A 24,151-nucleotide genomic window follows, 5' to 3' on the forward strand; every position below is an offset into this window, starting at 1 on the left:
GCACTCCTTGGCCGTCGACCCAAGACGGACGCTTATGAACCCGAATTTTCTTGATTTCGAACAGCCGATCGCTGACCTGCAAGCCAAGATCGAAGAGCTGCGCCTGGTCGGCAATGACAATTCGCTGAATATCGGCGATGAAATCGCTCGCCTGCAAGACAAGAGCAGCACGCTTACCGAAGACATCTTCGGCAAGCTGACCAGCTGGCAGATCGCGCGCCTGGCCCGCCACCCGCGCCGTCCGTACACCCTGGACTACATCGACCATATCTTTACCGAGTTCGATGAGCTGCACGGCGACCGTCACTTCTCCGACGATGCCGCCATCGTGGGCGGTATCGCTCGCCTGGACGACCAGCCAGTGATGGTCATCGGTCACCAGAAAGGCCGTGAAGTGCGCGAGAAAGTCCGCCGCAACTTCGGCATGCCGCGCCCTGAAGGCTACCGCAAGGCTTGCCGCCTGATGGAAATGGCCGAGCGCTTCAAGATGCCGATCCTGACCTTCATCGACACCCCGGGCGCCTACCCGGGTATCGACGCTGAAGAGCGCAACCAGAGCGAAGCGATTGCCTGGAACCTGCGGGTGATGGCGCGCCTGAAGACTCCGATCATCGCTACCGTGATCGGCGAAGGCGGTTCCGGCGGTGCATTGGCCATTGGCGTCTGCGACCAACTGAACATGCTGCAATATTCGACCTACGCGGTGATCTCGCCGGAAGGTTGTGCCTCGATCCTGTGGAAAACCGCCGAGAAAGCGCCGGATGCCGCGGAAGCCATGGGCATCACTGCCGATCGCCTGAAAGGCCTGGGTATCGTGGACAAGGTGATCGCCGAGCCATTGGGCGGCGCCCACCGTGACCCGGCTGCCGCTGCCGCGACCATTCGTGCCGAACTCAGCTCGCAACTGGCGATGCTCAAGAAGTTCGACAACGAGGCGCTGCTGGCCCGTCGTTACGAGCGCCTGATGAGCTACGGTCTCTAAGCCGACGCGTTACTAAATGTGGGAGCTGGCTTGTGTGGGAGCGGGCTTGCTCGCGAAGGCGGTGATTCAGTCAATATAGTTGGCGACTGACACACTGCATTCGCGAGCAAGCCCGCTCCCACATTTGCCTTGTGTATGCTGGTTACCGCATTCCAGTTTGATGGCGTACTTTGCTATGAAGCCCACCTTAACCGCCAAGCTCCTGCAAATCCTCGCCCCCTGGCGCAACGCCCCGGCCTGGCATATCGCCTTCTCCGGCGGCCTCGACTCCACCGTCCTGCTGCACCTCCTGGCCACTCTGGCCAAAACCGACAAGCTTCCGCCACTCAGCGCTATTCATGTTCATCATGGGCTGCAAGCTGCGGCGGATGCGTGGCCGGCCCATTGCCAGTCCGTGTGCGACGCCTTGTGCGTGCCTTTGCGGGTGATCCGCGTGCAAGTGCAACAAGGTGCAAGCCTGGAGCGCGCGGCCCGTGACGCGCGGTATCAGGCGTTTGCCGAGGTCACCGGGGCAGGGGAGTTGCTGGTCACGGGCCAGCACCGTGACGATCAGGCAGAAACCTTACTGTTTCGGCTGTTGCGTGGGGCTGGCGTGCGTGGCCTGGCGGCAATGCCCGCGCAGCGCCCTTTGGCAGATGGCTATCTGGTGCGACCCTTGCTGGATGTGTCTCGCGCCGAGCTTGAAGCCTACGCCCGTGAACATCAATTGACCTGGATCGAAGACCCGTCGAACGCTGATCCGCGTTTCTCCCGCAATTACCTGCGCCACCATGTTTTCCCGCAGTTGACCGAACGTTGGCCCCAGGCCGTCAGCACCATGGCCCGCAGCGCTGAACACTTGAGCGAAGCCCAGGGCTTGCTCGACGAACTGGCGCAGATGGACCTGCTGGCCGCCAGCCAGCACCCGGTGTTTCCCTGGCTGGCATTGCCTTCGCTGACCCTTGAACCGCTTGCCGCGCTCTCCGAGGCCCGCCAGCGCAACGCACTTAGGCACTGGCTGACACCGCTGACACGCTTGCCCGACAGTGACCACTGGACCGGCTGGGCGACCTTGCGCGACGCCAAACACGATGCACAGCCACTGTGGCGCCTGGCCGACGGTCAATTGCACCGTTGTGGTGGACTTATCTGGTGGTTACCTGCCAGTTGGTCGGAATTTTCTGACGCATCGGTGAGCTGGCCGCACCCGCAAAACCCACTACAGTTACCCGGTAACGGCCAAGTGCGCTTCAGCGGCAGTGCACCCGAAGGCCCCCTGAGCATCCGTTATCGCCAGGGCGGTGAAATCATGGAATTGCCAGGCCGGGGCCGGCGCGACCTGAAGCGCTTGCTTAACGAAAGTGCGGTACCAGGCTTCATCCGTGGCAGATTGCCGCTGCTGTATCAGGGCCAGCAATTGCTGGCTGTGGCCAACCTGCCGGGGCTTGCGGCGGGTGGCGGTACCGGCTGGCAATTACATTGGATGCCACCAACCTGCGATCAAGGTTTGAGCTGATAGAGCCTTTCCGGTAGACTACGCTCCCTTCTTGATACAACTTCTGTGGATTCGCCTGAATCGCAGCAGTTGCCGATTACCAAGCAGTCTTTGCTGGGCGATTCCAAAAAATGTGTAGCGATCAACGTACCGGTGTTTCATTGCTGGTCTGTCACAACGCGGCGGTTTTTTTGAAAGGTGCACTGTGATTAATGCAGGTGATCGGGGGCTTCGGCCTTCCTTCGCTTTCCCCGGCGGCTCGGACCGCTTTAACGCAGACTTCTAGGGTTTTTCATGACGCGCTACATATTCGTCACGGGCGGTGTTGTTTCTTCATTGGGGAAAGGCATTGCCTCCGCTTCATTGGCGGCCATCCTGGAGGCGCGGGGACTTAAGGTCACCATGCTCAAGCTGGACCCGTACATCAACGTTGACCCGGGCACCATGAGCCCGTTCCAGCACGGTGAAGTGTTCGTCACCCACGACGGCGCCGAGACCGACCTGGACCTGGGCCACTACGAGCGGTTCATCCGCACGACCATGACCCAGAACAACAACTTCACCACCGGCCGTGTCTACGAGCACGTGCTGCGCAAGGAGCGCCGTGGTGACTACCTGGGTGCAACCATCCAGGTGATCCCGCACATCACCGACGAAATCAAGCGCCGCATCATCAAGGGTGCAGGCGATGCCGACGTGGCGATGGTCGAGATCGGTGGCACCGTGGGTGACATCGAATCCCAACCGTTCCTCGAAGCCATCCGCCAGTTGCGTTTCGAAGTCGGCGCCAAGCGCGCGATGCTGATGCACCTGACGCTGGTGCCGTACATCGCCACCGCCGGCGAAACCAAAACCAAGCCTACCCAGCACTCGGTCAAGGAACTGCGTTCCATCGGCCTGCAGCCGGACGTGCTGGTGTGCCGCTCCGACCACGCGATCGACATCGCGTCCCGTCGCAAGATCGCCCAGTTCACCAACGTTGAAGAACGTGCGGTAATCGCCCTGGAAGACGCCGACACCATCTACAAGATCCCGGGCATCCTGCATTCCCAGGGCCTGGATGATTTTGTCGTCGAGCGCTTCGGCCTGCAATGTGGCGGCGCCGATCTGTCCGAGTGGGAAGCCGTGGTCGACGCCAAGCTCAACCCTGAGCATGAAGTCACCATCGCCATGGTCGGCAAGTACATGGAGCTGCTGGATGCCTACAAGTCGCTGATCGAAGCGATGAGCCACGCGGGCATCAGCAACCGTACCAAGGTCAACCTGCGCTACATCGACTCCGAAGACATCGAGAACCAGGGCACCGCGCTGCTGGAAGGCGTTGATGCCATCCTGGTTCCGGGCGGCTTCGGTCTGCGTGGCGTGGAAGGCAAGATCACTGCCGTCCAGTACGCTCGTGAGAACAAGGTGCCGTACCTGGGTATCTGCCTGGGCATGCAAGTGGCGGTCATCGAGTTCGCCCGTAACGTAATGGGCTGGAAAGACGCCAACTCCACCGAATTCGATCGCACCAGTGGTCACCCGGTCGTGGGCCTGATCACCGAGTGGGAAGATGCCACCGGCGCCGTCGAAACCCGTACCGAAGCCTCCGACCTGGGCGGCACCATGCGCCTCGGCGCGCAGGATTGCCTGCTGGAGCCGGGGTCCCTGGTTCACGATTGCTACGGCAAGGACGTGATTGTCGAGCGTCACCGTCACCGCTACGAAGTGAACAACAACCTGCTGCCGAAAATCATGGAAGCCGGCCTGAAAATCTCCGGTCGTTCCGGTGATGGCGCGCTGGTTGAAGTGGTTGAAGCACCGGATCATCCATGGTTCGTGGCTTGCCAGTTCCACCCGGAGTTCACCTCGACCCCGCGCGACGGTCACCCGTTGTTCAGCGGCTTCGTTAAAGCAGCACTGACGCAACATCAGAAGAAGGCGTAAACCTGATGGCCCAGAAGATCATTCGCGTAGGCGACATCGAGATTGCCAACGACAAGCCCATGGTGCTGTTCGGCGGCATGAACGTGCTGGAAAGCCGCGACATGGCGATGCAGGTCTGTGAAGAGTACGTGAAGGTGACCGAGAAACTCGGTATCCCCTACGTGTTCAAGGCCAGCTTCGACAAGGCCAACCGTTCGTCCGTGACTTCCTACCGCGGCCCGGGCCTTGAAGAAGGCATGCGGATCTTCCAGGACATCAAGCAAGCCTTCGGCGTGCCGATCATCACCGACGTCCACGAGCCTGAGCAGGCAGCCGTGGTTGCCGAGGTATGCGACATCATCCAGTTGCCGGCCTTCCTGTCGCGCCAGACCGACCTCGTGGTCGCGATGGCCAAGACCGGCGCTGTGATCAATATCAAGAAAGCCCAGTTCCTCGCACCCCAGGAAATGAAACATATCCTGAACAAGTGCGTGGAAGCGGGTAACGACCAGTTGATCCTCTGCGAGCGTGGTTCGAGTTTCGGCTACAACAACCTCGTGGTGGACATGCTCGGTTTCGGCATCATGAAACAGTTCGAATACCCAGTGTTCTTCGACGTGACCCACGCGCTGCAAATGCCCGGTGGTCGCGCCGATTCCGCTGGCGGGCGCCGTGCCCAGGTACTGGACCTGGCCAAGGCCGGCATCAGCCAGTCCCTGGCAGGTTTGTTCCTGGAAGCCCACCCGGACCCGGACAACGCCAAGTGCGACGGCCCATGCGCCCTGCGCCTGGACAAGCTGGAGCCATTCCTGGCCCAGTTGAAGCAGTTGGACGACCTGGTCAAGAGTTTTCCGACGGTAGAGACCGCGTAAGCGCCATTTCTCCGGTAGACTTTCCCTCGCTTTACGCTCAGGCCCGCAGGCCTGAGCCTTGTCGCCTGCAAGCCTGCCCGTTGTTCCACCCTTGCGGTCGGTCAAAAGATTTCCTTCAGCTGCGTCGTTTTCGTCAACTTTGGAGTGTTTACAACAATGGCAAAAATCGTCGACATCAAAGGTCGTGAAGTTCTCGACTCCCGTGGCAACCCTACCGTCGAAGCCGACGTGCTTCTCGATAACGGCATCATCGGCAGCGCCTGCGCGCCGTCCGGTGCTTCCACAGGTTCCCGCGAAGCACTGGAACTGCGTGATGGCGACAAGAGCCGTTACCTGGGCAAGGGTGTACTCAAGGCGGTGGCCAACATCAATGGCCCGATCCGCGACCTGCTGCTGGGCAAGGATCCACTTGACCAGAAAGCCCTCGATCACGCGATGATCAAGCTCGACGGTACCGAAAACAAAGGCAGCCTGGGCGCCAACGCCATCCTCGCCGTGTCCCTGGCCGCTGCCAAGGCCGCTGCACAGGACCAGGACCTGCCGCTGTACGCCCACATCGCCAACCTGAACGGCACTCCGGGTGTCTACTCGATGCCGGTTCCGATGATGAACATCATCAACGGTGGCGAGCACGCTGATAACAACGTCGACATCCAGGAATTCATGGTGCAGCCGGTTGGCGCCAAGACCTTCTCCGAAGGCCTGCGCATGGGCACCGAGATTTTCCATCACCTCAAGGCTGTGCTGAAGGCCCGTGGCCTGAGCACTGCAGTGGGTGACGAAGGTGGTTTCGCGCCGAACCTGGCGTCCAACGAAGATGCACTGAAAGTGATCTCCGAAGCCGTGGCCAACGCTGGCTACAAGCTGGGCACCGACGTGACCCTGGCCCTGGACTGCGCGGCCAGCGAATTCTACGAAGACGGCAAGTACAACCTGTCCGGCGAAGGCCACGTCTTCACCTCGGAAGGTTTTGCTGACTACCTCAAGGGCCTGACCGAGCGCTACCCGATCATCTCGATCGAAGACGGCCTGGACGAGTCCGACTGGGCTGGCTGGAAAGTGTTGACCGACAAGATCGGCGAGAAGATCCAACTGGTGGGCGACGACCTGTTCGTGACCAACACCAAGATCCTGAAAGAAGGCATCGACAAGAAGATCGCCAACTCGATCCTGATCAAGTTCAACCAGATCGGCACCCTGACCGAAACCCTGGAAGCCATCCAGATGGCCAAGGCTGCGGGCTACACTGCCGTGATCTCCCACCGCTCCGGCGAAACCGAAGATTCGACCATTGCCGACCTGGCCGTGGGCACTTCGGCTGGGCAGATCAAGACCGGTTCCCTGTGCCGTTCCGATCGCGTTTCCAAGTACAACCAATTGCTGCGTATCGAAGAGCAACTGGGCGGCAAAGCCAAGTACAACGGTCGCAGCGAGTTTCGCGGCTGATTGTTAAATGGTAAAAGGTCAGCGGATTACGTCGGAAAAATCACGGCAGCGTGAATTTCGGCGCTAATCTCATGACTAACAAGCACAAGCCTGGTTTTTCCAGGCTTCGTGCTATCAGTTGCTGCAAAAGTTTTGCATGGCTGTCTTTTTTCACTGGATACCCGATATTCGATGCGCAGTCCCAATTGGTTGTTCCTCGTCTTGCTCTTGCTGCTGGCTGGCCTGCAGTACCGCCTTTGGGTGGGGAATGGCAGCTTGGCGCAGGTCACCGAACTGACCCAGCAAATTGCCGCACAGCACGCCGAAAACGAGGTGTTGCTGGAGCGCAATCGCGTGCTCGATGCCGAAGTACTTGAATTGAAAAAAGGCATGGAGACCGTTGAAGAGCGGGCTCGCCATGAGTTGGGCATGGTCAAGGAGGGCGAAACCCTCTACCAGTTGGCCCAATGAGCATTTCGTCACCGGCCTTCTGGGCCGTGATTCCTGCCGCGGGCGTGGGTGCCCGTATGGCCGCGGACCGTCCCAAGCAGTACTTGCAATTGGGTGGGCGCACTATTCTCGAACACAGCCTTGGCTGTTTCCTCGATCATCCGGGCCTCAAGGGGCTGGTGGTCAGCGTTGCGATGGATGACCCTTACTGGCCGACCCTGGCTTGCGCCACCGACCCACGCATTGTGCGCGTTGACGGCGGCGAAGAGCGCTCGGGTTCGGTCCTCAATGCCTTGCTTTACCTGCACGGCCAGGGCGCGAGCGATGACGATTGGGTGCTGGTGCATGACGCCGCCCGGCCGAACCTCAGCCGCGATGACCTGGACAAGTTGCTCTTTGAACTGGCCGACGACAGCGTGGGTGGGCTGCTGGCCGTGCCGGCGCGGGACACCCTCAAGCGCGCCGACAAGCACGGGCGCGTGTTGGAAACGGTTGATCGCACGCCGATCTGGCAGGCCTACACCCCGCAGATGTTCCACCTTGGCGCGCTGCACCGGGCCTTGGCCGACAGCCTGGTCTCGGACGTGGTCATCACCGACGAAGCCTCGGCCATGGAATGGGCCGGGCATGCGCCTCGCCTGATCGAAGGCCGTTCCGACAACCTCAAGGTCACGCGCCCGGAAGACCTTGAATGGCTGCGCCAGCGTCGGACTTTCCAGTCTTCCTGACGGTCACACCGTCATCTGTTCAACCCCGGCCGGGGTCTTGAACTCATCCACCAGTGCCTGAATGCTGTCGAACGGTTTGCCGTCCACGGCCCAACCGGGCGCGCTGATGGCGTATCGGCCGCCCTGTTGATCGATCCTGAAATGGCGTACGTCGCCTCGCCGTGAACGGTAGTGAAGGTGTGCCGGTGTCGTGACGGTGGCCGGGGTCAGCATGAACTGGCCTGGCTTGGTCAGCAGCGTCTGTGGCGTCCTGGCCTGGGGCTGGGAGGGGGCGGGCGCCGGTTGCGCCGGGCGTTGCAAGCTGGCGCGGTCCACCCGCAGGACCAGGTTGGCCTTGACCGTTCCCTCACCCTTGCCGATGCCCAGGCTGGCGGTGCGTCCCGTGTCCACTTCGACGCCGAGGTGCCCGCCAGCCGCTGCATCCTCGATCCGCAGGCCGATGCTGCCGGTGAGTTCGGCGATCCCCGGAATCCCTTTGTAGGTATTGGTATGGCTGTCGCCCACCAGTGCGACCCATTTGCCCGGGCGCGGCTTGGTGGTCTGGATCCATTGAATCACCTCGGTGGCGTAGAAGTTCATCATGCGCTGGCGCAAGTTGTCGGCGGTGTCGGGCAGGTCGCGCAGCATGTAGCTGACAGTGCAGTCGATCGGCTGGATTTTGATCCCGGCGTCACGGGCTGCGGTGACGATGTTGACGAACGAGTAGTGCCGGTCGCGCAACGGCGGGTAGATGTTGTTGAGGAAGCCCTTGAGTTCCTCGGGCATCACCGCGCTTCGGGTACGGTAGAACGCCTTGAGCAAGGGCATGTGTACATCCGTCAGCAGATGCTCGAAATAGAGGCGTTTGACCCCCTCGCTGGCCAACAGCGGCATGTTGTTGATCAGGAACGCCTTGCTCGACAGGGCTCCATGGCTTTCGCCGATCACCAGGCCGTCGCTGGCGTGCAGCAGTTTTTGAATGATGGTCGGCTGCGATTCATTCAGGCTGAGCCTTGGAAGCACCGGCCGCATCGGTGAAAACGACAAGTTGGCAAAGAATATCGTGGCATCTTCAGACAGCTTGGTTCTTTTCTCGAAAAACAACTTGCGGGTGTCTTTCACCGGCTGGGCACCGCTGCCCACGGGTTCAAGGTTTTCCGAAAACGAACTGGTGTCGGTGAGCATCTCCGAAACGGTCTCGCGTGCGGGGGGTGGCATCTCGTAGGCACTGTAGAACGTCGAGTGTTGCGGGCCGCCGAACAGCGTGTAGACCCTTTGCCAGGCATTGCGAAATGCGCCTCCGCCGGCCAGCCCGGCCGTGCGCCATTTCAGGTCGGCGCTCTGGATGGCATACAGGCCGGTGGATTGCAGCGTGTTTGGCGCGTTGGGAGCCATTACGAACAGTTCGAAGAAGCCTGATTCATTGGGGGTCTTGTAGGTCAGGTACAGGTCGCCGTGAATCCGGATGGTCTGCAGGCCGCCGGGAGTCATCCGTGGGCTCAGGGTGCGCGTCTCGGTGTTGGCCGCCATGGAGGTTTCGTTGATGGCGCTGACGCTGATCCGGCCCGCATCCTGGCGTACTGCCGGGCCCAGGGTGGGGCGCAGGCTTTCGAGGCCCTTGAGCCCCTTGGACACGCCATGGGCGACCACCGGCAGCGCGTTAAGGGCGCCGAATACAATGCGCTCCTTCGCGTGGGGTTTGCCGCGCAGCAGGTCGTCGGCACCCACCACCATTTCAGTCGCGCCGGAGGTCAGGAAGCAAAATTCCGCCAGTAGCGCGTTGCCCATGGCCAGTGCCACGGGAACCGCCAGAATGCAGGCTTTTTCCAGGGCATCCAGGGTGTCGGCCTTGAGCGTATCCAGGGGCGAAATAAAGCTTCGCGCCGCTACTTTTGCAAGGCGTACCCTGATCTGCCGGGCGATGAACTCAAACGGGTTACTGCCCAGTGCCGGATACATCGGGTTATTGATGTACTGCTCGGGATCCCAGTAGTTATCGGCCCGCAGGCTGTTGAACAAACCCGGGGAGGTTGCCGGCTTCGGAAACACCGCCATCCCCACCAGTGCCTCCTCCACGCCGCTGTAGATCAGGCCGGAGTCGATGGCGTCCTCGTCGAAGTGTTGGGTCAGCGCCTTGCGTTGAGTGGCGTCCCTTGCCGTTTTCACCAGCCAACTGCGCATGTCTGCCGGGTTATTGAACCCATGGAAGGGCGAGGAGTTGCCCGGGATATAGAGCAGGGTCACCTGGCTTTGGTTATCGGTGATGGTCAGGATGTCGGTGGATTCGCTGTTGTGAACGCGCAATAGCCGCAGGGACAGGTTTGGGTCGAGGCGATAGGGCTCCTGGAAATCCTCCAGGGTGAGGTTGTCGTGGTTCTTGTCGATGCCGATTCCCGCCGCCCGTGCCGCCAGCTGTCTCTCTGCCACGGTCAGGGTGAACTCATGGAACTGTTCCAGATAGGCTTTGGTGAACGCGATGCGCATCAGGGTGTTGTAGTTTTCCCGGTGGCTGTTCCAGAACTTGCCGATCGCCTCGTCGTAGGTTTGTTCGAAATGGCTTGAGTTAACGATGTGCCTGAAGGTTTTTGGTGAAATCTGCAGCTGCGTGCTCGGGTCGTAAACCTGGGGCTGGCTTTGCAGATACAGCGCCTCATAACGCCTTGGCGGGATCCAGCCCGAGACGATGAACTCTTCGTTGAACATTGCCGGAATCCGGTTATCCATCAAGCGCGGCAGCTCGCTGACAATATTGAAATAAGGTGCAGTGGTGGAAAACCCGGTGGTATTGAGCATGCCGCCCGGGGGCTGGGGCGCATTGCAGACCATGGCCTCGGTCAGCGACATCGACTGGATCACCACGGCGGTGAAGGCCGCATTGGGATTGTCGGTGTTGTATTCGAGGGTGGCGAGGAGGGTGGTGTCCGGGTCGAACTCGACCTGGCTGAGGGGCTGTACCCGCTCGCGGATCAACTGGGCGGCGATTTGCGAAGGTACGGGGAAATCCGCCAGGACCTTGCGAACGAAATGACTGATGCGCTGGAGTTGCGGGCCGTTGGTTATCATGGGGGTGCCTGGTTACGCAGTAAAAAAGGCTATTTACCGGCACTCAGGCGCTGCATGGGCGGTAGCTGTCTATCGCAGGTAGACGGGATGGTTGCCCAGGCCCTCCTTGAGAAAGTCCACCAGTTTTCGCACCTTGGGCGAAAGGTGGCGTTGTTGCGGGTACAGCGCCCAAACCGCGGTGTTGGGCGGTTGATGGGCTTCGAGTAACGACACCAGTGCGCCGCTGTGCAAATGCTCCAGCACGTAATAGTCCGGCAATTGGCAAAGACCGACACCTTGCAGGGCCGCATCCAGCACCGCTTGCCCGCTGTTGCAGCGCCAGTTTCCCTGTACCCGCTGGGAAAATTCGCGCCCGTCCTGGGCCAGTTGCCAAATATCCGAGCTGCCGATCAGGCAGTTATGCCGGCTTAACTCCGACAAGCTATGTGGCCGCCCGTACCTGGCCAGGTAGGACGGTGACGCGCACAGGTACATACGCCGCGGCGCGAGGCGGCTGGCAACCATGCGCGAATCCGCCAGGCGCCCGAGGCGAATCGCCAGGTCCAGGCCTTCGTGCACCAGGTCCAGCTGGCGGTTGGTCAATTCCACGTCCACGCGCAATTGCGGATAAAGCGCCATGAACCGCGTCACCAGCGGCACGATAAAACGCTCGCCGTAAGCCACTGCGCAGGTCATGCGCAACATTCCCTTGGGCTCGCTGGCCAGGTCGCCCACGGCGCGCAAGGCTTCTTCGCGACCGTCCTGCAATCGCTGGCAATGTTGCAGGAAGGTCTGGCCGGCTTCGGTCAGTGTCACCTTGCGCGTGCTGCGATACAGCAAGCGTGTTTGCAGGCGCTCTTCCAGTCGCGCGACCTGGCGGCTGATATGGGACGACGACACGCCCAGGCGCTCGGCGGCCGCGGTGAATTGGCTGCATTCGGCCACGGCGACGAACTCGTCGATGCCCTCCCAGCGGTTTTCCAGCATGTTGATTGTCCCTGTACGGCAATAATGTTTTGCTTTTGTCTGGATTATTAATCAGATGAGCATGTTTTACACTGCCGGCCATACGTTTTTAACCCGATGGAGAAACCGGATGATCAAGTCCCGCGCGGCCGTAGCCTTCGAAGCCAAGAAACCCCTCGAGATCGTTGAAGTGGATGTGGCCATGCCCAAGGCGGGCGAGGTGCTGTTGCGGGTGGTGGCGTCCGGTGTGTGCCATACCGATGCCTACACCCTGTCGGGCGCGGACCCGGAAGGCATTTTCCCGTCGATCCTCGGCCACGAAGGCGGCGCCGTGGTTGAAGCCATCGGCGAAGGCGTGACCTCGGTGGCGGTGGGCGACCACGTGATCCCTCTGTACACCCCGGAATGCGGCAAGTGCAAATTCTGCCTGTCGGGCAAGACCAACCTCTGCCAGGCGATTCGCGCCACCCAGGGCAAAGGCCTGATGCCCGACGGTACTTCGCGCTTTTCCTACAAGGGCCAGCCGATTTTCCACTACATGGGCACTTCGACCTTCTCCGAATACACCGTGCTGCCGGAAATCTCCGTAGCGAAGATTCCCAAAGAAGCGCCGCTGGAAAAAGTCTGCCTGCTGGGCTGTGGCGTCACCACCGGTATCGGTGCAGTGATCAACACCGCCAAGGTCAAGCCAGGCGACACCGTGGCCATCTTCGGCCTGGGCGGCATCGGCCTGTCGGCGGTGATCGGTGCGGTGAAAGCCAAGGCCGGCCGCATCATTGCCATCGACATCAACCCGGCCAAGTTTGAAATCGCCAGGCAGCTGGGTGCCACCGACTGCATCAACCCGAAAGACTACGACCGCCCGATCCAGGACGTGATCGTCGATTTGACCGACGGCGGCGTCGACTTTTCCTTCGAGTGCATCGGCAATGTCCAACTGATGCGTGCGGCCCTTGAGTGCTGCCACAAAGGTTGGGGCGAGTCGGTGATCATCGGCGTGGCCGGCGCCGGCCAGGAAATTGCTACCCGTCCGTTCCAACTGGTCACCGGCCGCGTCTGGCGCGGTTCGGCGTTCGGCGGCGTGCGCGGTCGCAGCGAGTTGCCAAGCTATGTGGAAATGGCCCAGGCCGGTGAAATCCCGCTGGATACGTTCATCACCCACACCATGGGCCTGGAAGATATCAACAAGGCGTTTGACCTGATGCATGAAGGCAAGAGCATCCGCACCGTCATTCACTTCTGAGGTCGGCCATGAGTCTGGAAAACCTGTCGTGCCAGAAAAGCTTCGGCGGCTGGCATAAACGCTACAAGCATCATTCCGACGTGCTGGGTTGCGACATGACCTTCGCCGTGTACCTGCCGCCGCAAGCGGAGCAGGGCGGCAAATTGCCGGTGCTGTACTGGCTGTCGGGGCTGACCTGCACCGATGAGAACTTCATGCAGAAGGCCGGCGCGCAACGCATGGCAGCCGAGCTGGGGTTGATCATTGTTGCGCCGGACACCAGCCCGCGCGGCCCCGGTGTGCCGGGTGATCCGGACAACGCCTGGGACTTTGGCCTGGGCGCCGGTTTCTACCTGAACGCCACCCAGGAGCCCTGGGCCCAGCACTATCGGATGCATGACTACGTGGTGCAGGAGTTGCCGGCATTGGTCGAGGCGCATTTCCCGGCGTCGGCCAAACGCGGGATCAGCGGCCACTCCATGGGCGGCCATGGTGCGCTGGTGTGTGCCTTGCGCAACCCGGGGCGTTATCAGTCGGTGTCGGCGTTCTCGCCGATCAACAACCCGATGGATTGCCCGTGGGGCCAGAAGGCATTCTCCCGCTACCTCGGCGAAGAGCGCTCGAAATGGCGCGAATGGGATGCCTGCGTGTTGATCAGCGAAGCCTCGGAAAAGCTGCCATTGCTGGTGGACCAGGGCGACCGCGACGATTTCCTCGCGGTGCAGCTCAAGCCTGAAGCGTTGCAACAGGCGGCCAGGGCGGCGAACCATCCGCTGGAGCTGCGCCTGCAATCGGGCTATGACCACAGCTACTTCTTTATCGCCAGCTTCATCGAAGACCATTTACGCCATCACGCGCGCGCTTTGCTCGGTTAATGTGAGGCAAAAGTAGGTAGAATCACGCCCTGAATTAAATCGGGGCGTTTTTTTATGCGTATTGGCCACGGCTATGATGTGCACCGTTTCGCCGAAGGCGATTTCATCACCCTGGGCGGCGTGCGGATCGCGCACCACCACGGGTTGCTGGCTCATTCCGACGGCGACGTGGTGCTGCATGCCTTGAGCGATGCCTTGCTCGGCGCAGCTGCGTTGGGCGACATCGGCAAGCACTTTCCGGACACCGACCCGACCTTCAAGGGCGCGGACAGCCGTGTGCTGTTGCGTCACGTGGTCGGCTTGATCCATGCCAAGGGCTGGAAGGTCGGCAACGTCGACAACACCATCGTCGCCCAGGCGCCCAAGATGGCCCCGCATATCGAAACGATGCGCGCGCTGATTGCCGCGGATCTTCAAGTTGAGTTGGATCAAGTGAACGTAAAAGCCACCACCACCGAAAAGCTCGGGTTTACCGGTCGCGAAGAGGGCATTGCCGTGCACTCCGTTGCCTTGTTGCTGCGCGCATGAATGATCTGCAACTGCTGGGCCCGCGTGCCTATGGCGAGGCCTTGGGCAGCGCTGTTCTAAAGGCCACCGCTGAAGACTTCCAGGTGGATGAAGTGCTGGATATCCCGCTGACCGGCGAGGGTGAACACCTGTGGTTGTGGGTGGAAAAGCGCGGCCTGAATACCGAAGAGGCGGCGCGGCGGATTGCCAAGGCGGCGGGCGTGCCGTTGCGTACCGTCAGCTACGCCGGGCTCAAGGACCGCCAGGCGCTGACCCGCCAGTGGTTCAGCGTGCAGTTGCCGGGCAAGGCGGACCCGGACCTGAGCGCGGCTGAAAACGACACCCTGAAGATCCTCAAGACCGGCCGTCACAAGCGCAAGCTGCAGCGCGGCGCGCATTCGGCCAACGGCTTTACCTTGCGCCTGACCCAGTTTGCCGGGGATGCGGCGGCCATCGACGCCCGCCTGCAACTGATCGCCCGGCAAGGCATTCCCAACTATTTCGGCGCCCAGCGTTTCGGCCATAACGGCGGCAACGTCGTCGATGCCCGTGACTGGGCCGCGCGCAAGGCCTTGCCGGAGCAGCGCAATGTGCGTTCGCGCCTGCTCTCGACGGCCCGCAGCTTCCTGTTCAATAAAGTGCTGGCGGCGCGGGTGGCCGACGGTTCCTGGCAGCGCGCCCAGGTCGGTGACTTGCTGGCGTTTACCGACAGCCGCAGCTTTTTCCCGGCGGGGGAGGCTGAATGCAGCGACCCGCGCCTGGCAATCCTCGACCTGCATCCCACCGGCCCGCAGTGGGGCGAAGGTGATTCGCCGGCGGCGGGAGCAACCTTCGCGCTGGAACAGGCGATTGCCGACGGTGAAGCCGAACTGCGGGATTGGCTGGTGAATGCCGGCATGAGCCAGGAACGTCGCATTCTTCGACTGCCCATTGGCGGGTTGACGTGGCATTATCCCGAACCTGACATTCTGCAATTGGAATTCGTCCTGCCGGCTGGATGCTTCGCCACTGTCTTGGTGCGCGAGCTTGTAGATCTGGTGCCGGTGGGGCAGACGGACAGCCCATGCGTATTCTGATATCTAACGACGACGGGGTCACTGCACCCGGCCTTGCCGCGCTTCATGCTGCGCTGGCGGATTACGCCGAGTGCGTGGTGGTTGCCCCGGACCAGGACAAAAGCGGCGCCAGCAGCTCGCTGACGCTCGACCGTCCGTTGCATACACAGACGTTGCCCAACGGCTTTATCAGCGTGAATGGCACGCCGACCGACTGCGTGCACCTGGCGATCAACAGCCTGCTGGACCGCGAGCCGGACCTGGTGGTTTCCGGGATCAACCTGGGCGCCAACCTGGGTGACGACGTGCTGTATTCCGGTACGGTGGCGGCAGCCCTTGAAGGGCGCTTCCTCGGTCGGACCTCGTTCGCTTTTTCGTTTGCGTCCCGTCAACTGGACAACCTGGCGACTGCGGCGTATTTCGCCCGCAAGCTGGTGGAGGCCCATGACACCCTGGTCCTGCCGCCGCGCACGGTGCTTAACGTCAACATTCCCAATCTGCCCCTGGACCACATTCGCGGTATCCAGCTGACCCGCCTCGGCCACCGTGCCCGTGCGGCAGCGCCGCTGAAGGTGGTCGACCCGCGTGGCAGGGAAGGGTACTGGATTGCCGCTGCCGGCGATGCCGAGGACGGTGGCGAGGGCACTGACTTTCATGCGGTGATGCAAGGTTATGTCTCGATTACCCCGTTGCAACTCGATCGCACCTTCAGTGATGCCTTCAGTAGCCTCGATGGCTGGCTGGAGGGGCTGCGCTGATGGCTCGTGAACAAGACGACCTGCTGCGCCGGGGCATCGGGATGACCTCCCAGCGCACCCGCGAGCGATTGATCCAGCGCCTGTATGAAGAAGGGCTGTCCAATGCCCAGGTGCTGGAAGTCATCCGGCGTACCCCGCGGCATCTGTTTGTCGATGAAGCCCTGGCGCACCGCGCCTATGAAGACACAGCCTTGCCCATCGGCCACAACCAGACCATCTCCCAGCCCTATATGGTGGCGCGGATGAGTGAGTTGCTGCTGGCGGCGGGCCCGCTGGACAAGGTGCTGGAAATCGGCACCGGCTCCGGCTACCAGACGGCCGTGTTGTCGCAGCTGGTGGAGCGTGTGTTTTCCGTGGAGCGCATCAAGGTGTTGCAAGACCGGGCCAAGGAACGCCTGGTGGAGTTGAACCTGCGCAACGTGGTGTTCCGTTGGGGTGATGGCTGGGAAGGCTGGCCGGCACTGGCGCCATACAACGGCATTATCGTCACCGCGGTGGCGACCGACGTACCCCAGGCCTTGCTCGATCAACTGGCTCCCGGCGGGCGCCTGGTGATTCCGGTGGGCGCCGGCGAAGTGCAACAATTAATGTTGATCATTCGCGAGGAAGAGGGCTTTTCCCGGCATGTGCTCGGCGCCGTGCGTTTTGTCCCGCTGCTCAACGGTCCGCTGGCCTGATCAATTATTCCTGCGTACTGAATTCTATTGCCGGGTATGTGTCTTACAGCGGGGTCTGTTGAGTCCACATCATCAGCCGTCGGAGTTAAACATGATGAAATTTTCTTTAGAGTCGTGTTTCCAGTAAAAACCCAACGGCCAGTTATACTTGCGTCATATTTCAAGCCTGATACAGGCGTTCATAGTCAGCCACCACAAAGGGAGCGGCGGGTGAGTCTCACGGTCATTGCACAGCGTATGAGTCAAACAAGCTTTCAGCGACTGGTGATTGGCCTTGTCTTGAGTTCCTTGCTGGCGGCTTGTTCAAGCACGCCATCCGGTGGTGCGCGGGTGGTCGACCGCAATAACGCGGTACCGCAGAAACCTACCGTTACCACAGGCCAATACGTCGTGCGCAAGGGCGATACGATGTTCTCGATCGCCTTTCGTTATGGCTGGGATTACAAGGCGCTCGCCGCCCGTAACAACATCCCTGTGCCATACACGATACATCCAGGTCAGACCATTCGTTTCGATGGACGAACCGGTTCAACACCGACCGCGGTAGTCACAAACACGGCTTCTTCGCCGTCGTCTTCGAGCAAGACCACCATCATCACCCGGCCTGCAGGTACCGCCGCGCCTAGCGTTGCGAGCAAGCCAGCACCTGCGCCGATGCCGCCGGCGGGGCCCGCACCGACCGGCTGGGGATGGCCCTCAAATGGCATCCTTATTGGAAAATTCTCTTCAAACGGTAGTTTGAATAAAGGCATTGATATCGCCGGGGATTTGGGACAGCCTGTTTTAGCTGCGTCTGATGGGACAGTGGTGTACGCCGGGAGTGGTTTACGGGGCTACGGCGAGCTGGTCATCATCAAACACAGCGATACCTACGTCAGTGCCTACGGTCACAACCGCAGGCTGTTGGTTCGGGAGGGGCAGCAGGTCAAAGTCGGACAGACAATTGCCGAGATGGGGTCAACTGGTACAGACCGGGTGAAACTGCACTTTGAGATTCGCCGCCAAGGGAAGCCTGTTGATCCGCTGCAATTCCTTCCCCGTCGTTGATGTGTTGCACAGCCTGTTCCTCACGTAGTAGGAACAGGCTCCAGCGTTGCCAAGGATAAAGGCGTCGCTTGAGCTTGAGGTCGAACTCACCAAAGGACTATAACAATGGCTCTCAGTAAAGAAGCGCCGGAGTTTGACATCGACGATGAGGTTCTCCTTATGGAGACTGTCATCGATACGGAATCGATGTCGAATGAGGGACCTGCTGTACCTTCAGTTCGCACCAAATCCAAGAACTCCACCGCGTTAAAGCAACACAAGTACATTGATTACACACGGGCGCTCGACGCGACTCAGTTGTACCTCAATGAAATCGGCTTTTCCCCTCTGCTCACTCCCGAAGAAGAAGTCCATTTTGCGCGCTTGTCGCAAAAGGGCGATCCGGCTGGGCGCAAGCGCATGATTGAGAGCAACCTGCGACTGGTGGTGAAAATCGCCCGACGCTACGTCAATCGTGGGCTGTCCCTGTTGGACTTGATCGAGGAAGGCAATCTCGGCCTGATCCGGGCGGTGGAAAAGTTCGACCCTGAGCGGGGCTTCCGCTTTTCGACCTACGCCACCTGGTGGATTCGTCAGACCATCGAACGGGCGATCATGAATCAGACCCGTACGATCCGTTTGCCGATCCATGTGGTCAAGGAGCTCAACGTCTACCTGCGGGCGGCGCGTGAGCTGACACAGAAACTCGATCATGAACCTTCGCCTGAAGAAATCGCCAACCTGCTGGAAAAACCGGTGGGAGAGGTCAAGCGCATGCTCGGTCTCAATGAGCGAGTGTCTTCCGTCGATGTCTCGCTGGGTCCGGATTCGGATAAAACCCTGCTGGACACCCTGACCGATGATCGTCCTACGGACCCATGTGAGTTGCTGCAGGACGACGATCTGTCGCAAAGCATCGACCAGTGGCTTTCGGAGCTGACGGACAAACAGCGTGAGGTGGTGATTCGCCGCTTCGGGCTGCGCGGCCACGAAAGCAGCACCCTGGAAGATGTTGGCCTGGAGATTGGCTTGACCCGTGAGCGGGTGCGGCAGATCCAGGTCGAGGGCCTTAAGCGCTTGCGCGAGATCCTCGAGAAGAATGGCTTGTCGAGTGAGTCGTTGTTTCAATAAGCGACGCAGGATGAAATGTGGGAGCGGGCTTGTGTGGGAGCTGGCTTGCCTGCGATAGCATCACCTCGGTGCAACTGATAGATCGAGGTGATGCTATCGCGGGCAAGCCCGGCTCCCACATAGGTGGGCTCCCACATTTTTTTGTGCATGGAATTACATCGTTTGATTGCTCGTTCCCACGCTCTGTGTGGGAACGCAGCCCAGGACGCTCCGCGTCCCAAGGCGTGACGCAGAGCGTCACAAGAGGCATTCCCACGCAGAGCGTAGGAACGAGCGGGCACAAAAAAGCCCCGCTTTTGAGGGCGGGGCTTTTCGACTAAATCAGTACAAGTTAGATAACTTGAACTTCTTCAGCTTGCATGCCTTTCTGACCGCGGGTAGCGATGAAAGAAACCTGTTGGCCTTCTTTCAGGCTTTTGAAGCCGTCGGATTGGATAGCTTTGAAGTGAACGAACAGGTCGTCACCGGATTGTGGAGTGATGAAGCCGAAGCCTTTTTCATCGTTGAACCACTTAACGGTACCAGTTTGGCGATTAGACATGGTGTATCTCCTTGGACAAAGTTAACTGCGACTCAGGAAAAGCCCTGGCCGAGACTGAGTGCAAAGAGCAGGAAAAATTCTTGGAGATGGTTGGATCGAAATTCAACATATCGTGTAGAGATTCTCAGTGACACAAGCAGCACAGTGGCGCCACCTTAACCCTTTTTCCGGAACGTGCCAATGGTATTTCCGAAGGTTTCTCTATTTTCGTGACTGGCGGCACCCTGATACCGCACCAACACCCCACGATTGAAGGTGCGCCCCGCCCAGCAGGGGCTGCGCGGCGCCAAGAAAAACAGCCGCCCCTTTGAACCACGGGGCCAGCCCCGGTAAGATGCCCAACAGAATTTTTTCACCTCGCTATTCAGGACACCCGCCATGAGCATCAAATCGGACAAGTGGATTCGCCGCATGGCGCAAGAGCACGGCATGATCGAGCCCTTCGTGGAGCGCCAGATGCGTGGCGAAGGCGCTGAGCGGCTGATCTCGTTCGGGGTTTCCAGCTACGGCTACGACGTACGCTGCGCCGATGAGTTCAAGGTGTTCACCAACATCAACTCGGCAACCGTCGATCCGAAAAACTTCGACGAAAAAAGCTTCGTCGACGTCAAGAGCGACGTCTGCATCATCCCGCCAAACTCCTTTGCCCTGGCGCGCACCGTCGAATTCTTCCGTATCCCGCGTAATGTCCTGACTATCTGCCTGGGCAAAAGCACCTATGCGCGCTGCGGCATCATCGTCAACGTGACGCCGCTGGAGCCGGAATGGGAAGGGCACGTCACCCTGGAGTTCTCCAACACCACCACCTTGCCGGCAAAAATCTACGCCAACGAAGGCGTGGCGCAGATGCTGTTCTTCGAATCCGACGAAGAGTGCGAAGTGTCCTATAAGGACCGTGGCGGCAAGTATCAGGGCCAGCGCGGCGTCACTCTCCCACGCACTTGATCGAATCGTCTTACAGGCTTAGGGAATTTGTCAGCGGGCATGCACTCTATTGGGTGTACTGCCCCGACGCGTGCACAACGCGCCGGGCCACGCTTGAGGAGTCCCCTATGAAGCTCGATCCGCGAATCAGCGCCGAACTCGCCCGGCTTGAACCCAACCAGATTGGTGTGATGGCCTGGTCCTTGATGGCCGATCCCGCCGCAGGCGGCATTCCCGGCCAGCCAGGTCCCGATGATCCCTGGCCCAACCAGCCTGAAGAGCCTGGCGAACCCACTCTCCCTGACGAACCGCCTCCCGCCCCTGTGGCCTGATTTCCTGCACGTGTCGCCAATGGTCAGTTGCTCAACGCACTGGCCATACTTCCTGGTCTCCGATCACGAAGATCCGGCTGCCTTCTTCCTGCGTCACTGAATAACCCCCGGTAAAAGCGCCGAACGCCGGTAGCAGGCTGACTTGGTTGCCGATCAGGAAGCACGGCAGGCGCAAGCTTTGCCGGCCCTTGCCCCGCAGGCGATACACCGGATGCACGTGCCCGGCCAGCACATGGTGGCTGGCATGGGGGTCGGGCTCGTGCTGCAAGGCAAACGGGCCCATCAGCAAGGGTTCGGTCACCACCTCAATATTCAGATCGCCAGGCGGGTCGCCAGCGCGTTTGTCGTGGTTGCCGCGAATCAGCGTGAGCGCCACGCCTGCATGACGCTCACGCCAGGCTCTCAGGGCGTTCAGGGTGCCGCTGGCGTGAGAGCCGGGCCCGTGGAGAAAGTCGCCGAGAAAGATCACCTGCGCGCCGGGGAAAGCCGCCAACAACCGGTCCAGGCGCTGCAGGTTGGCCGTCGTCGTGCCCTGTGGCACTGGCTGGCCCAGGCTGCGATAGGCCGACGCCTTGCCAAAATGCGCGTCGGCGATCAGCAGGCACTTTCTCGCAGGCCAGTACACCCCCTTGTCCGCCAGCAACCACAGCGCTTCTTCCGCCAGATGTATCGGATAATGAGCGGGCATCAGGGCTTCTCGTTATCGGCGACTTTTTCCAGATCCTTGACCATCCGCGCAATCCGCTCCGAGAGTTTTTCCGAGCTCAGGCTTTCCCGAAAACGTTCCACCAGCAGCGGAAAGGCCAACGGCGTAGGCCGTTTGATGCGATGCAGGTCCAGTTTCAACCCAGACAGGTGGCGCAAGGTCTCTTCCAGGCGACGAATATCCAGCTCATCCCGCAGGACTTCTTCCCCGGCCTGGGTCAGCAGCAGGTTCTGCGGGTCATATTGCTTGAACACTTCAAAGAACAACCCGCTGGAAGCCTGGACCTGACGCGTACTTTTCGGCGCGCCCGGATAGCCTGCGAACACCAGCCCGGCGATCCGCGCGATCTCGCGAAAACGTCGCAGGGCCAGCTCACCGGCATTCAGGCTGGCTACCACGTCATCCAGCAGATGATCCGCGCTCAGCAGTTCGCCGCCCAATAACTCAGGCCAATCCACTTCGGTGGCACTCAGCAGTTCCAGCCCATAGTCATTGACCGCAATCGAGAACGTCACCGCCTGCCGCCGGCTGACGCGCCAGGCCAGCAGGCTCGCCAGCCCCAGATGCACCTGGCGCCCGGCAAACGGATACAGGAACAGATGCCAGCCCTCCCGGGACTTGAGGGCCTCGGCCAGCAAGTGATCGCGGGTCGGCAGTCCGGACCAGCGCAGCTGGGTTTCCAGCAAGGGTTGCACCGCTTGCATCTCCGGGCCGAGATAGTGACCGTGGGCAGCCGCATCAAAGCGCTCGACCACCGCCTGGGCCAGCTCGTTGGAAAGAGGCATGCGCCCGCCGTTCCAGCGTGGCACGGCAGCCTTTTTCGCGGTGCTGCGCTTCACATAAGCAGTCATGTTTTCCACCCGTACCAACTCCAGCAAGCGGCCGGCGAACAGGAAACCATCCCCTGGCTTCAGTCGTGCAATAAAGCCTTCCTCGACACTGCCCAGGGTCTTGCCACCGCCGCCTTTGCTCCAGAATTTCAGCTGGATGCTGGCATCGCTGACGATCGTACCCACGCTCATGCGATGGCGCCGCGCCAGGCGTGCGTCGGGGACGCGCCAGATGCCGTGTTCGTCCGGCTCGACGCGGCGGTAATCCGGGTAGGCCGTCAGTGACAGGCCACCATGGCGCACGAAACCCAGGGCCCAGGCCCAATCTGCTGCGCTCAGGTCACGATAGGCCCACGCGGTGCGCACCTCCGCCAGCAGCTCATCCGGCACAAAGCCGCCGCCCAGCGCCATGCTCACCAGATGCTGCACCAGCACATCCAACGGCTTGTGAGGCGACTGGCGCGCTTCTATGCGCCGTTCAGCGATGGCGTCCTGCGCGGCAGCGGCTTCCACCATTTCCAGACTGTGGGTTGGCACCAGCGTGACCCGCGAAGGCCGGCCCGGTGCGTGGCCGGAGCGCCCTGCGCGCTGCATCAGGCGGGCTACGCCCTTGGCCGAGCCAATCTGCAGTACCCGTTCCACCGGCAGGAAATCTACCCCCAGGTCCAGGCTCGACGTACACACCACGGCCTTCAGTTGCCCCTCCTTCAGGGCTCGCTCCACCCAGTCCCGGGTTTCCCGGGACAGCGAGCCGTGGTGCAGGGCAATCACTCCGGCCCAGTCGGGGCGCGCGTCGAGCAGGGCCTGGTACCAGATTTCCGATTGTGCCCGTGTGTTGGTAAACACCAGGCAACTGCTGCTGGCATCAACTTCGGCCACCACTTGCGGGAGCATTTTCAGGCCGATATGGCCGGCCCACGGAAAGCGCTCGATAACCGGTGGCAACAGGGTGTCCACTCGCAACTGTTTGGTGGTTTGGCCTTGGACGTTGATCCCGCCGCCTTGTGGGATCAACACCTCCAACGCGTGGGCCTGATTACCCAGGGTTGCGGAAATGCCCCACACAATCAGGTCGGGGTGCCATTGCCGAAGGCGGGCGAGGGCCAGTTGCAATTGCACGCCGCGTTTGTTGCCGATCAGTTCGTGCCATTCGTCCACTACCACCATGCGCAGGTGCGACAGGCTGGGCTGGCTGTCGGCGCGGGCGAGCATCAGCGTGAGGCTTTCCGGGGTGGTGATCAGGGTGGTGGGCAGACGGCGGGTTTGGCGGGCGCGTTCGCTGCTGCTGGTGTCGCCGGTGCGCAGGCCGACGGTCCAGGGGATTTTCAGTGATTCGAGCGGGGCCTCAAGGGCGCGGGCGGTGTCGGCGGCCAGGGCGCGCATTGGGGTGATCCACAGGACGGCCAGCGGTTCGGCGGGGGCTTTGCGTTTGCGAGGCGTGGTTTCGGTGATGGCGAATCGGTTGAGGGCGGCGAACCACAGGGCGTAGGTTTTCCCGGCGCCGGTGCTGGCGTGGAGCAGTCCCGACTGGCCTTCCTTGACTGCGTGCCATACGTCTTTTTGGAAGGCGAACGGTTTCCAGCCCTTAGCGGTGAACCAGTCTTTGGCGAAGTTGGGGGATTTGGCCATGCTTGGGGCTCTGGGGGTGTAATTCAGAGACCTTTGGGGTGGGGGAAAGGTTTAACTGCGATTTTTTTTGGGGGGGGGTGTATATCCGTTATTTAGGTAACGGCTGCTTATGGTT

The 24,151-nt window shown here is 60.8% G+C and carries 22 protein-coding genes; 17 read left to right on the forward strand and 5 right to left on the reverse strand.

Annotation, left to right across the window (positions count from 1 at the left end; translation table 11 throughout):
- Positions 1-34 precede the first annotated feature (34 nt).
- The 7 genes from HX839_RS08325 to ispD all read left to right on the forward strand — a co-directional run bounded on the left by HX839_RS08325 (position 35) and on the right by ispD (position 7,836).
- Positions 35-982, forward strand: coding sequence for an acetyl-CoA carboxylase carboxyltransferase subunit alpha (locus tag HX839_RS08325; RefSeq protein ID WP_003219302.1), 948 nt, complete (start codon positions 35-37; stop codon positions 980-982).
- Between the two features lie 175 nt (positions 983-1,157).
- Positions 1,158-2,477, forward strand: coding sequence for a tRNA lysidine(34) synthetase TilS (tilS, locus tag HX839_RS08330; RefSeq protein ID WP_177066942.1), 1,320 nt, complete (start codon positions 1,158-1,160; stop codon positions 2,475-2,477).
- 273 nt (positions 2,478-2,750) lie between these two features.
- The gene (locus HX839_RS08335) at positions 2,751-4,382 is read left to right on the forward strand and encodes a CTP synthase (RefSeq protein WP_003219298.1); all 1,632 of its coding nucleotides are present in this window, start codon (positions 2,751-2,753) and stop codon (positions 4,380-4,382) included.
- Between the two features lie 5 nt (positions 4,383-4,387).
- Entirely contained in the window at positions 4,388-5,233 is an 846-nt protein-coding gene (gene kdsA, locus HX839_RS08340; RefSeq protein ID WP_003219295.1) for a 3-deoxy-8-phosphooctulonate synthase, read from the forward strand.
- Positions 5,234-5,389: 156 nt separating this feature from the next.
- The gene (gene eno / locus HX839_RS08345; protein ID WP_003219294.1) at positions 5,390-6,679 is read left to right on the forward strand and encodes a phosphopyruvate hydratase; all 1,290 of its coding nucleotides are present in this window, start codon (positions 5,390-5,392) and stop codon (positions 6,677-6,679) included.
- A 171-nt stretch (positions 6,680-6,850) separates the two neighbouring features.
- Complete coding sequence (ftsB, locus tag HX839_RS08350) at positions 6,851-7,129, forward strand: cell division protein FtsB (protein ID WP_003219292.1); 279 nt, start codon at positions 6,851-6,853, stop codon at positions 7,127-7,129.
- Positions 7,126-7,836, forward strand: coding sequence for a 2-C-methyl-D-erythritol 4-phosphate cytidylyltransferase (gene ispD / locus HX839_RS08355; RefSeq protein WP_003219291.1), 711 nt, complete (start codon positions 7,126-7,128; stop codon positions 7,834-7,836). Before ftsB ends, ispD begins: the two co-directional genes overlap by 4 nt.
- A gap of 3 nt (positions 7,837-7,839) precedes the next feature.
- Here the strand turns inward: ispD and HX839_RS08360 are convergent, their stop codons facing one another.
- Together HX839_RS08360 and HX839_RS08365 are read right to left on the reverse strand one after the other, a co-directional pair.
- On the reverse strand, positions 7,840-10,878 hold the full coding sequence (locus tag HX839_RS08360; protein WP_177066943.1) for a dermonecrotic toxin domain-containing protein: 3,039 nt from the start codon (positions 10,876-10,878) through the stop codon (positions 7,840-7,842).
- Positions 10,879-10,947: 69 nt separating this feature from the next.
- Positions 10,948-11,844 carry a LysR substrate-binding domain-containing protein gene (locus tag HX839_RS08365; protein ID WP_003219287.1) on the reverse strand — a complete coding sequence of 299 codons (897 nt, stop codon included), beginning with the start codon at positions 11,842-11,844 and terminating at the stop codon, positions 10,948-10,950.
- A gap of 109 nt (positions 11,845-11,953) precedes the next feature.
- Here HX839_RS08365 and HX839_RS08370 point away from each other — a divergent pair, with 109 nt between their 5' ends.
- From HX839_RS08370 to rpoS, 8 genes are all read left to right on the forward strand, one after another.
- Positions 11,954-13,066, forward strand: a complete 1,113-nt coding sequence (locus tag HX839_RS08370) for an S-(hydroxymethyl)glutathione dehydrogenase/class III alcohol dehydrogenase (RefSeq protein WP_008432216.1) — start codon at positions 11,954-11,956, stop codon at positions 13,064-13,066.
- Positions 13,067-13,074: 8 nt separating this feature from the next.
- Positions 13,075-13,920 carry an S-formylglutathione hydrolase gene (gene fghA / locus HX839_RS08375; RefSeq protein WP_177066944.1) on the forward strand — a complete coding sequence of 282 codons (846 nt, stop codon included), beginning with the start codon at positions 13,075-13,077 and terminating at the stop codon, positions 13,918-13,920.
- A gap of 54 nt (positions 13,921-13,974) precedes the next feature.
- Positions 13,975-14,448: a 2-C-methyl-D-erythritol 2,4-cyclodiphosphate synthase gene (ispF, locus tag HX839_RS08380; protein WP_003219282.1), complete on the forward strand. Its 474-nt coding sequence runs from the start codon at positions 13,975-13,977 to the stop codon at positions 14,446-14,448.
- Positions 14,445-15,503: a tRNA pseudouridine(13) synthase TruD gene (gene truD / locus HX839_RS08385; RefSeq protein ID WP_003219280.1), complete on the forward strand. Its 1,059-nt coding sequence runs from the start codon at positions 14,445-14,447 to the stop codon at positions 15,501-15,503. The genes ispF and truD overlap by 4 nt, the downstream gene beginning before the upstream one ends.
- The gene (gene surE, locus HX839_RS08390) at positions 15,491-16,240 is read left to right on the forward strand and encodes a 5'/3'-nucleotidase SurE (RefSeq protein ID WP_003219278.1); all 750 of its coding nucleotides are present in this window, start codon (positions 15,491-15,493) and stop codon (positions 16,238-16,240) included. Before truD ends, surE begins: the two co-directional genes overlap by 13 nt.
- A 41-nt stretch (positions 16,241-16,281) precedes the next feature.
- Complete coding sequence (locus tag HX839_RS08395; protein ID WP_008432211.1) at positions 16,282-16,917, forward strand: protein-L-isoaspartate(D-aspartate) O-methyltransferase; 636 nt, start codon at positions 16,282-16,284, stop codon at positions 16,915-16,917.
- A gap of 210 nt (positions 16,918-17,127) precedes the next feature.
- On the forward strand, positions 17,128-17,964 hold the full coding sequence (locus HX839_RS08400; RefSeq protein ID WP_032898924.1) for a peptidoglycan DD-metalloendopeptidase family protein: 837 nt from the start codon (positions 17,128-17,130) through the stop codon (positions 17,962-17,964).
- Positions 17,965-18,069: 105 nt separating this feature from the next.
- The gene (gene rpoS / locus HX839_RS08405; RefSeq protein WP_003219274.1) at positions 18,070-19,074 is read left to right on the forward strand and encodes an RNA polymerase sigma factor RpoS; all 1,005 of its coding nucleotides are present in this window, start codon (positions 18,070-18,072) and stop codon (positions 19,072-19,074) included.
- Positions 19,075-19,405: 331 nt separating this feature from the next.
- Here the strand turns inward: rpoS and HX839_RS08410 are convergent, their stop codons facing one another.
- Positions 19,406-19,615, reverse strand: a complete 210-nt coding sequence (locus HX839_RS08410) for a cold-shock protein (RefSeq protein ID WP_002554837.1) — start codon at positions 19,613-19,615, stop codon at positions 19,406-19,408.
- Positions 19,616-19,993: 378 nt separating this feature from the next.
- On the opposite strand from HX839_RS08410, the gene dcd reads away from it, so the two are divergent.
- Both dcd and HX839_RS08420 read left to right on the forward strand, forming a co-directional pair.
- Positions 19,994-20,560 carry a dCTP deaminase gene (gene dcd, locus HX839_RS08415; RefSeq protein WP_003219273.1) on the forward strand — a complete coding sequence of 189 codons (567 nt, stop codon included), beginning with the start codon at positions 19,994-19,996 and terminating at the stop codon, positions 20,558-20,560.
- A 107-nt stretch (positions 20,561-20,667) separates the two neighbouring features.
- Positions 20,668-20,871, forward strand: coding sequence for a hypothetical protein (locus HX839_RS08420; protein ID WP_003219272.1), 204 nt, complete (start codon positions 20,668-20,670; stop codon positions 20,869-20,871).
- Between the two features lie 31 nt (positions 20,872-20,902).
- Here the strand turns inward: HX839_RS08420 and pdeM are convergent, their stop codons facing one another.
- Together pdeM and HX839_RS08430 are read right to left on the reverse strand one after the other, a co-directional pair.
- Positions 20,903-21,559: a ligase-associated DNA damage response endonuclease PdeM gene (pdeM, locus tag HX839_RS08425; protein WP_177066945.1), complete on the reverse strand. Its 657-nt coding sequence runs from the start codon at positions 21,557-21,559 to the stop codon at positions 20,903-20,905.
- A complete protein-coding gene (locus tag HX839_RS08430) occupies positions 21,559-24,036 on the reverse strand; it encodes a ligase-associated DNA damage response DEXH box helicase (RefSeq protein WP_177066946.1) in 2,478 nt (825 codons plus the stop codon). The genes pdeM and HX839_RS08430 overlap by 1 nt, the downstream gene beginning before the upstream one ends.
- Positions 24,037-24,151: the final 115 nt, after the last annotated feature.

This window comes from Pseudomonas sp. I8001, assembly GCF_013385345.1.
Classification (GTDB): Bacteria; Pseudomonadota; Gammaproteobacteria; order Pseudomonadales; family Pseudomonadaceae; genus Aquipseudomonas.

Excerpts from the sequence above, each read along its gene's own strand:
- HX839_RS08370 (WP_008432216.1), top strand. The coding sequence starts at position 11,954 with ATGATCAAGTCCCGCGCGGCCGTAGCCTTCGAAGCCAAGAAACCCCTC.
- HX839_RS08335 (WP_003219298.1), top strand. The coding sequence starts at position 2,751 with ATGACGCGCTACATATTCGTCACGGGCGGTGTTGTTTCTTCATTGGGG.
- HX839_RS08365 (WP_003219287.1), bottom strand. The coding sequence starts at position 11,844 with ATGCTGGAAAACCGCTGGGAGGGCATCGACGAGTTCGTCGCCGTGGCC.
- ftsB (WP_003219292.1), top strand. The coding sequence starts at position 6,851 with ATGCGCAGTCCCAATTGGTTGTTCCTCGTCTTGCTCTTGCTGCTGGCT.
- tilS (WP_177066942.1), top strand. The coding sequence starts at position 1,158 with ATGAAGCCCACCTTAACCGCCAAGCTCCTGCAAATCCTCGCCCCCTGG.
- kdsA (WP_003219295.1), top strand. The coding sequence starts at position 4,388 with ATGGCCCAGAAGATCATTCGCGTAGGCGACATCGAGATTGCCAACGAC.
- ispD (WP_003219291.1), top strand. The coding sequence starts at position 7,126 with ATGAGCATTTCGTCACCGGCCTTCTGGGCCGTGATTCCTGCCGCGGGC.
- HX839_RS08360 (WP_177066943.1), bottom strand. The coding sequence starts at position 10,878 with ATGATAACCAACGGCCCGCAACTCCAGCGCATCAGTCATTTCGTTCGC.
- HX839_RS08325 (WP_003219302.1), top strand. The coding sequence starts at position 35 with ATGAACCCGAATTTTCTTGATTTCGAACAGCCGATCGCTGACCTGCAA.
- surE (WP_003219278.1), top strand. The coding sequence starts at position 15,491 with ATGCGTATTCTGATATCTAACGACGACGGGGTCACTGCACCCGGCCTT.
- HX839_RS08410 (WP_002554837.1), bottom strand. The coding sequence starts at position 19,615 with ATGTCTAATCGCCAAACTGGTACCGTTAAGTGGTTCAACGATGAAAAA.
- ispF (WP_003219282.1), top strand. The coding sequence starts at position 13,975 with ATGCGTATTGGCCACGGCTATGATGTGCACCGTTTCGCCGAAGGCGAT.
- rpoS (WP_003219274.1), top strand. The coding sequence starts at position 18,070 with ATGGCTCTCAGTAAAGAAGCGCCGGAGTTTGACATCGACGATGAGGTT.
- HX839_RS08395 (WP_008432211.1), top strand. The coding sequence starts at position 16,282 with ATGACCTCCCAGCGCACCCGCGAGCGATTGATCCAGCGCCTGTATGAA.
- truD (WP_003219280.1), top strand. The coding sequence starts at position 14,445 with ATGAATGATCTGCAACTGCTGGGCCCGCGTGCCTATGGCGAGGCCTTG.
- fghA (WP_177066944.1), top strand. The coding sequence starts at position 13,075 with ATGAGTCTGGAAAACCTGTCGTGCCAGAAAAGCTTCGGCGGCTGGCAT.
- pdeM (WP_177066945.1), bottom strand. The coding sequence starts at position 21,559 with ATGCCCGCTCATTATCCGATACATCTGGCGGAAGAAGCGCTGTGGTTG.
- dcd (WP_003219273.1), top strand. The coding sequence starts at position 19,994 with ATGAGCATCAAATCGGACAAGTGGATTCGCCGCATGGCGCAAGAGCAC.
- HX839_RS08430 (WP_177066946.1), bottom strand. The coding sequence starts at position 24,036 with ATGGCCAAATCCCCCAACTTCGCCAAAGACTGGTTCACCGCTAAGGGC.
- HX839_RS08420 (WP_003219272.1), top strand. The coding sequence starts at position 20,668 with ATGAAGCTCGATCCGCGAATCAGCGCCGAACTCGCCCGGCTTGAACCC.
- eno (WP_003219294.1), top strand. The coding sequence starts at position 5,390 with ATGGCAAAAATCGTCGACATCAAAGGTCGTGAAGTTCTCGACTCCCGT.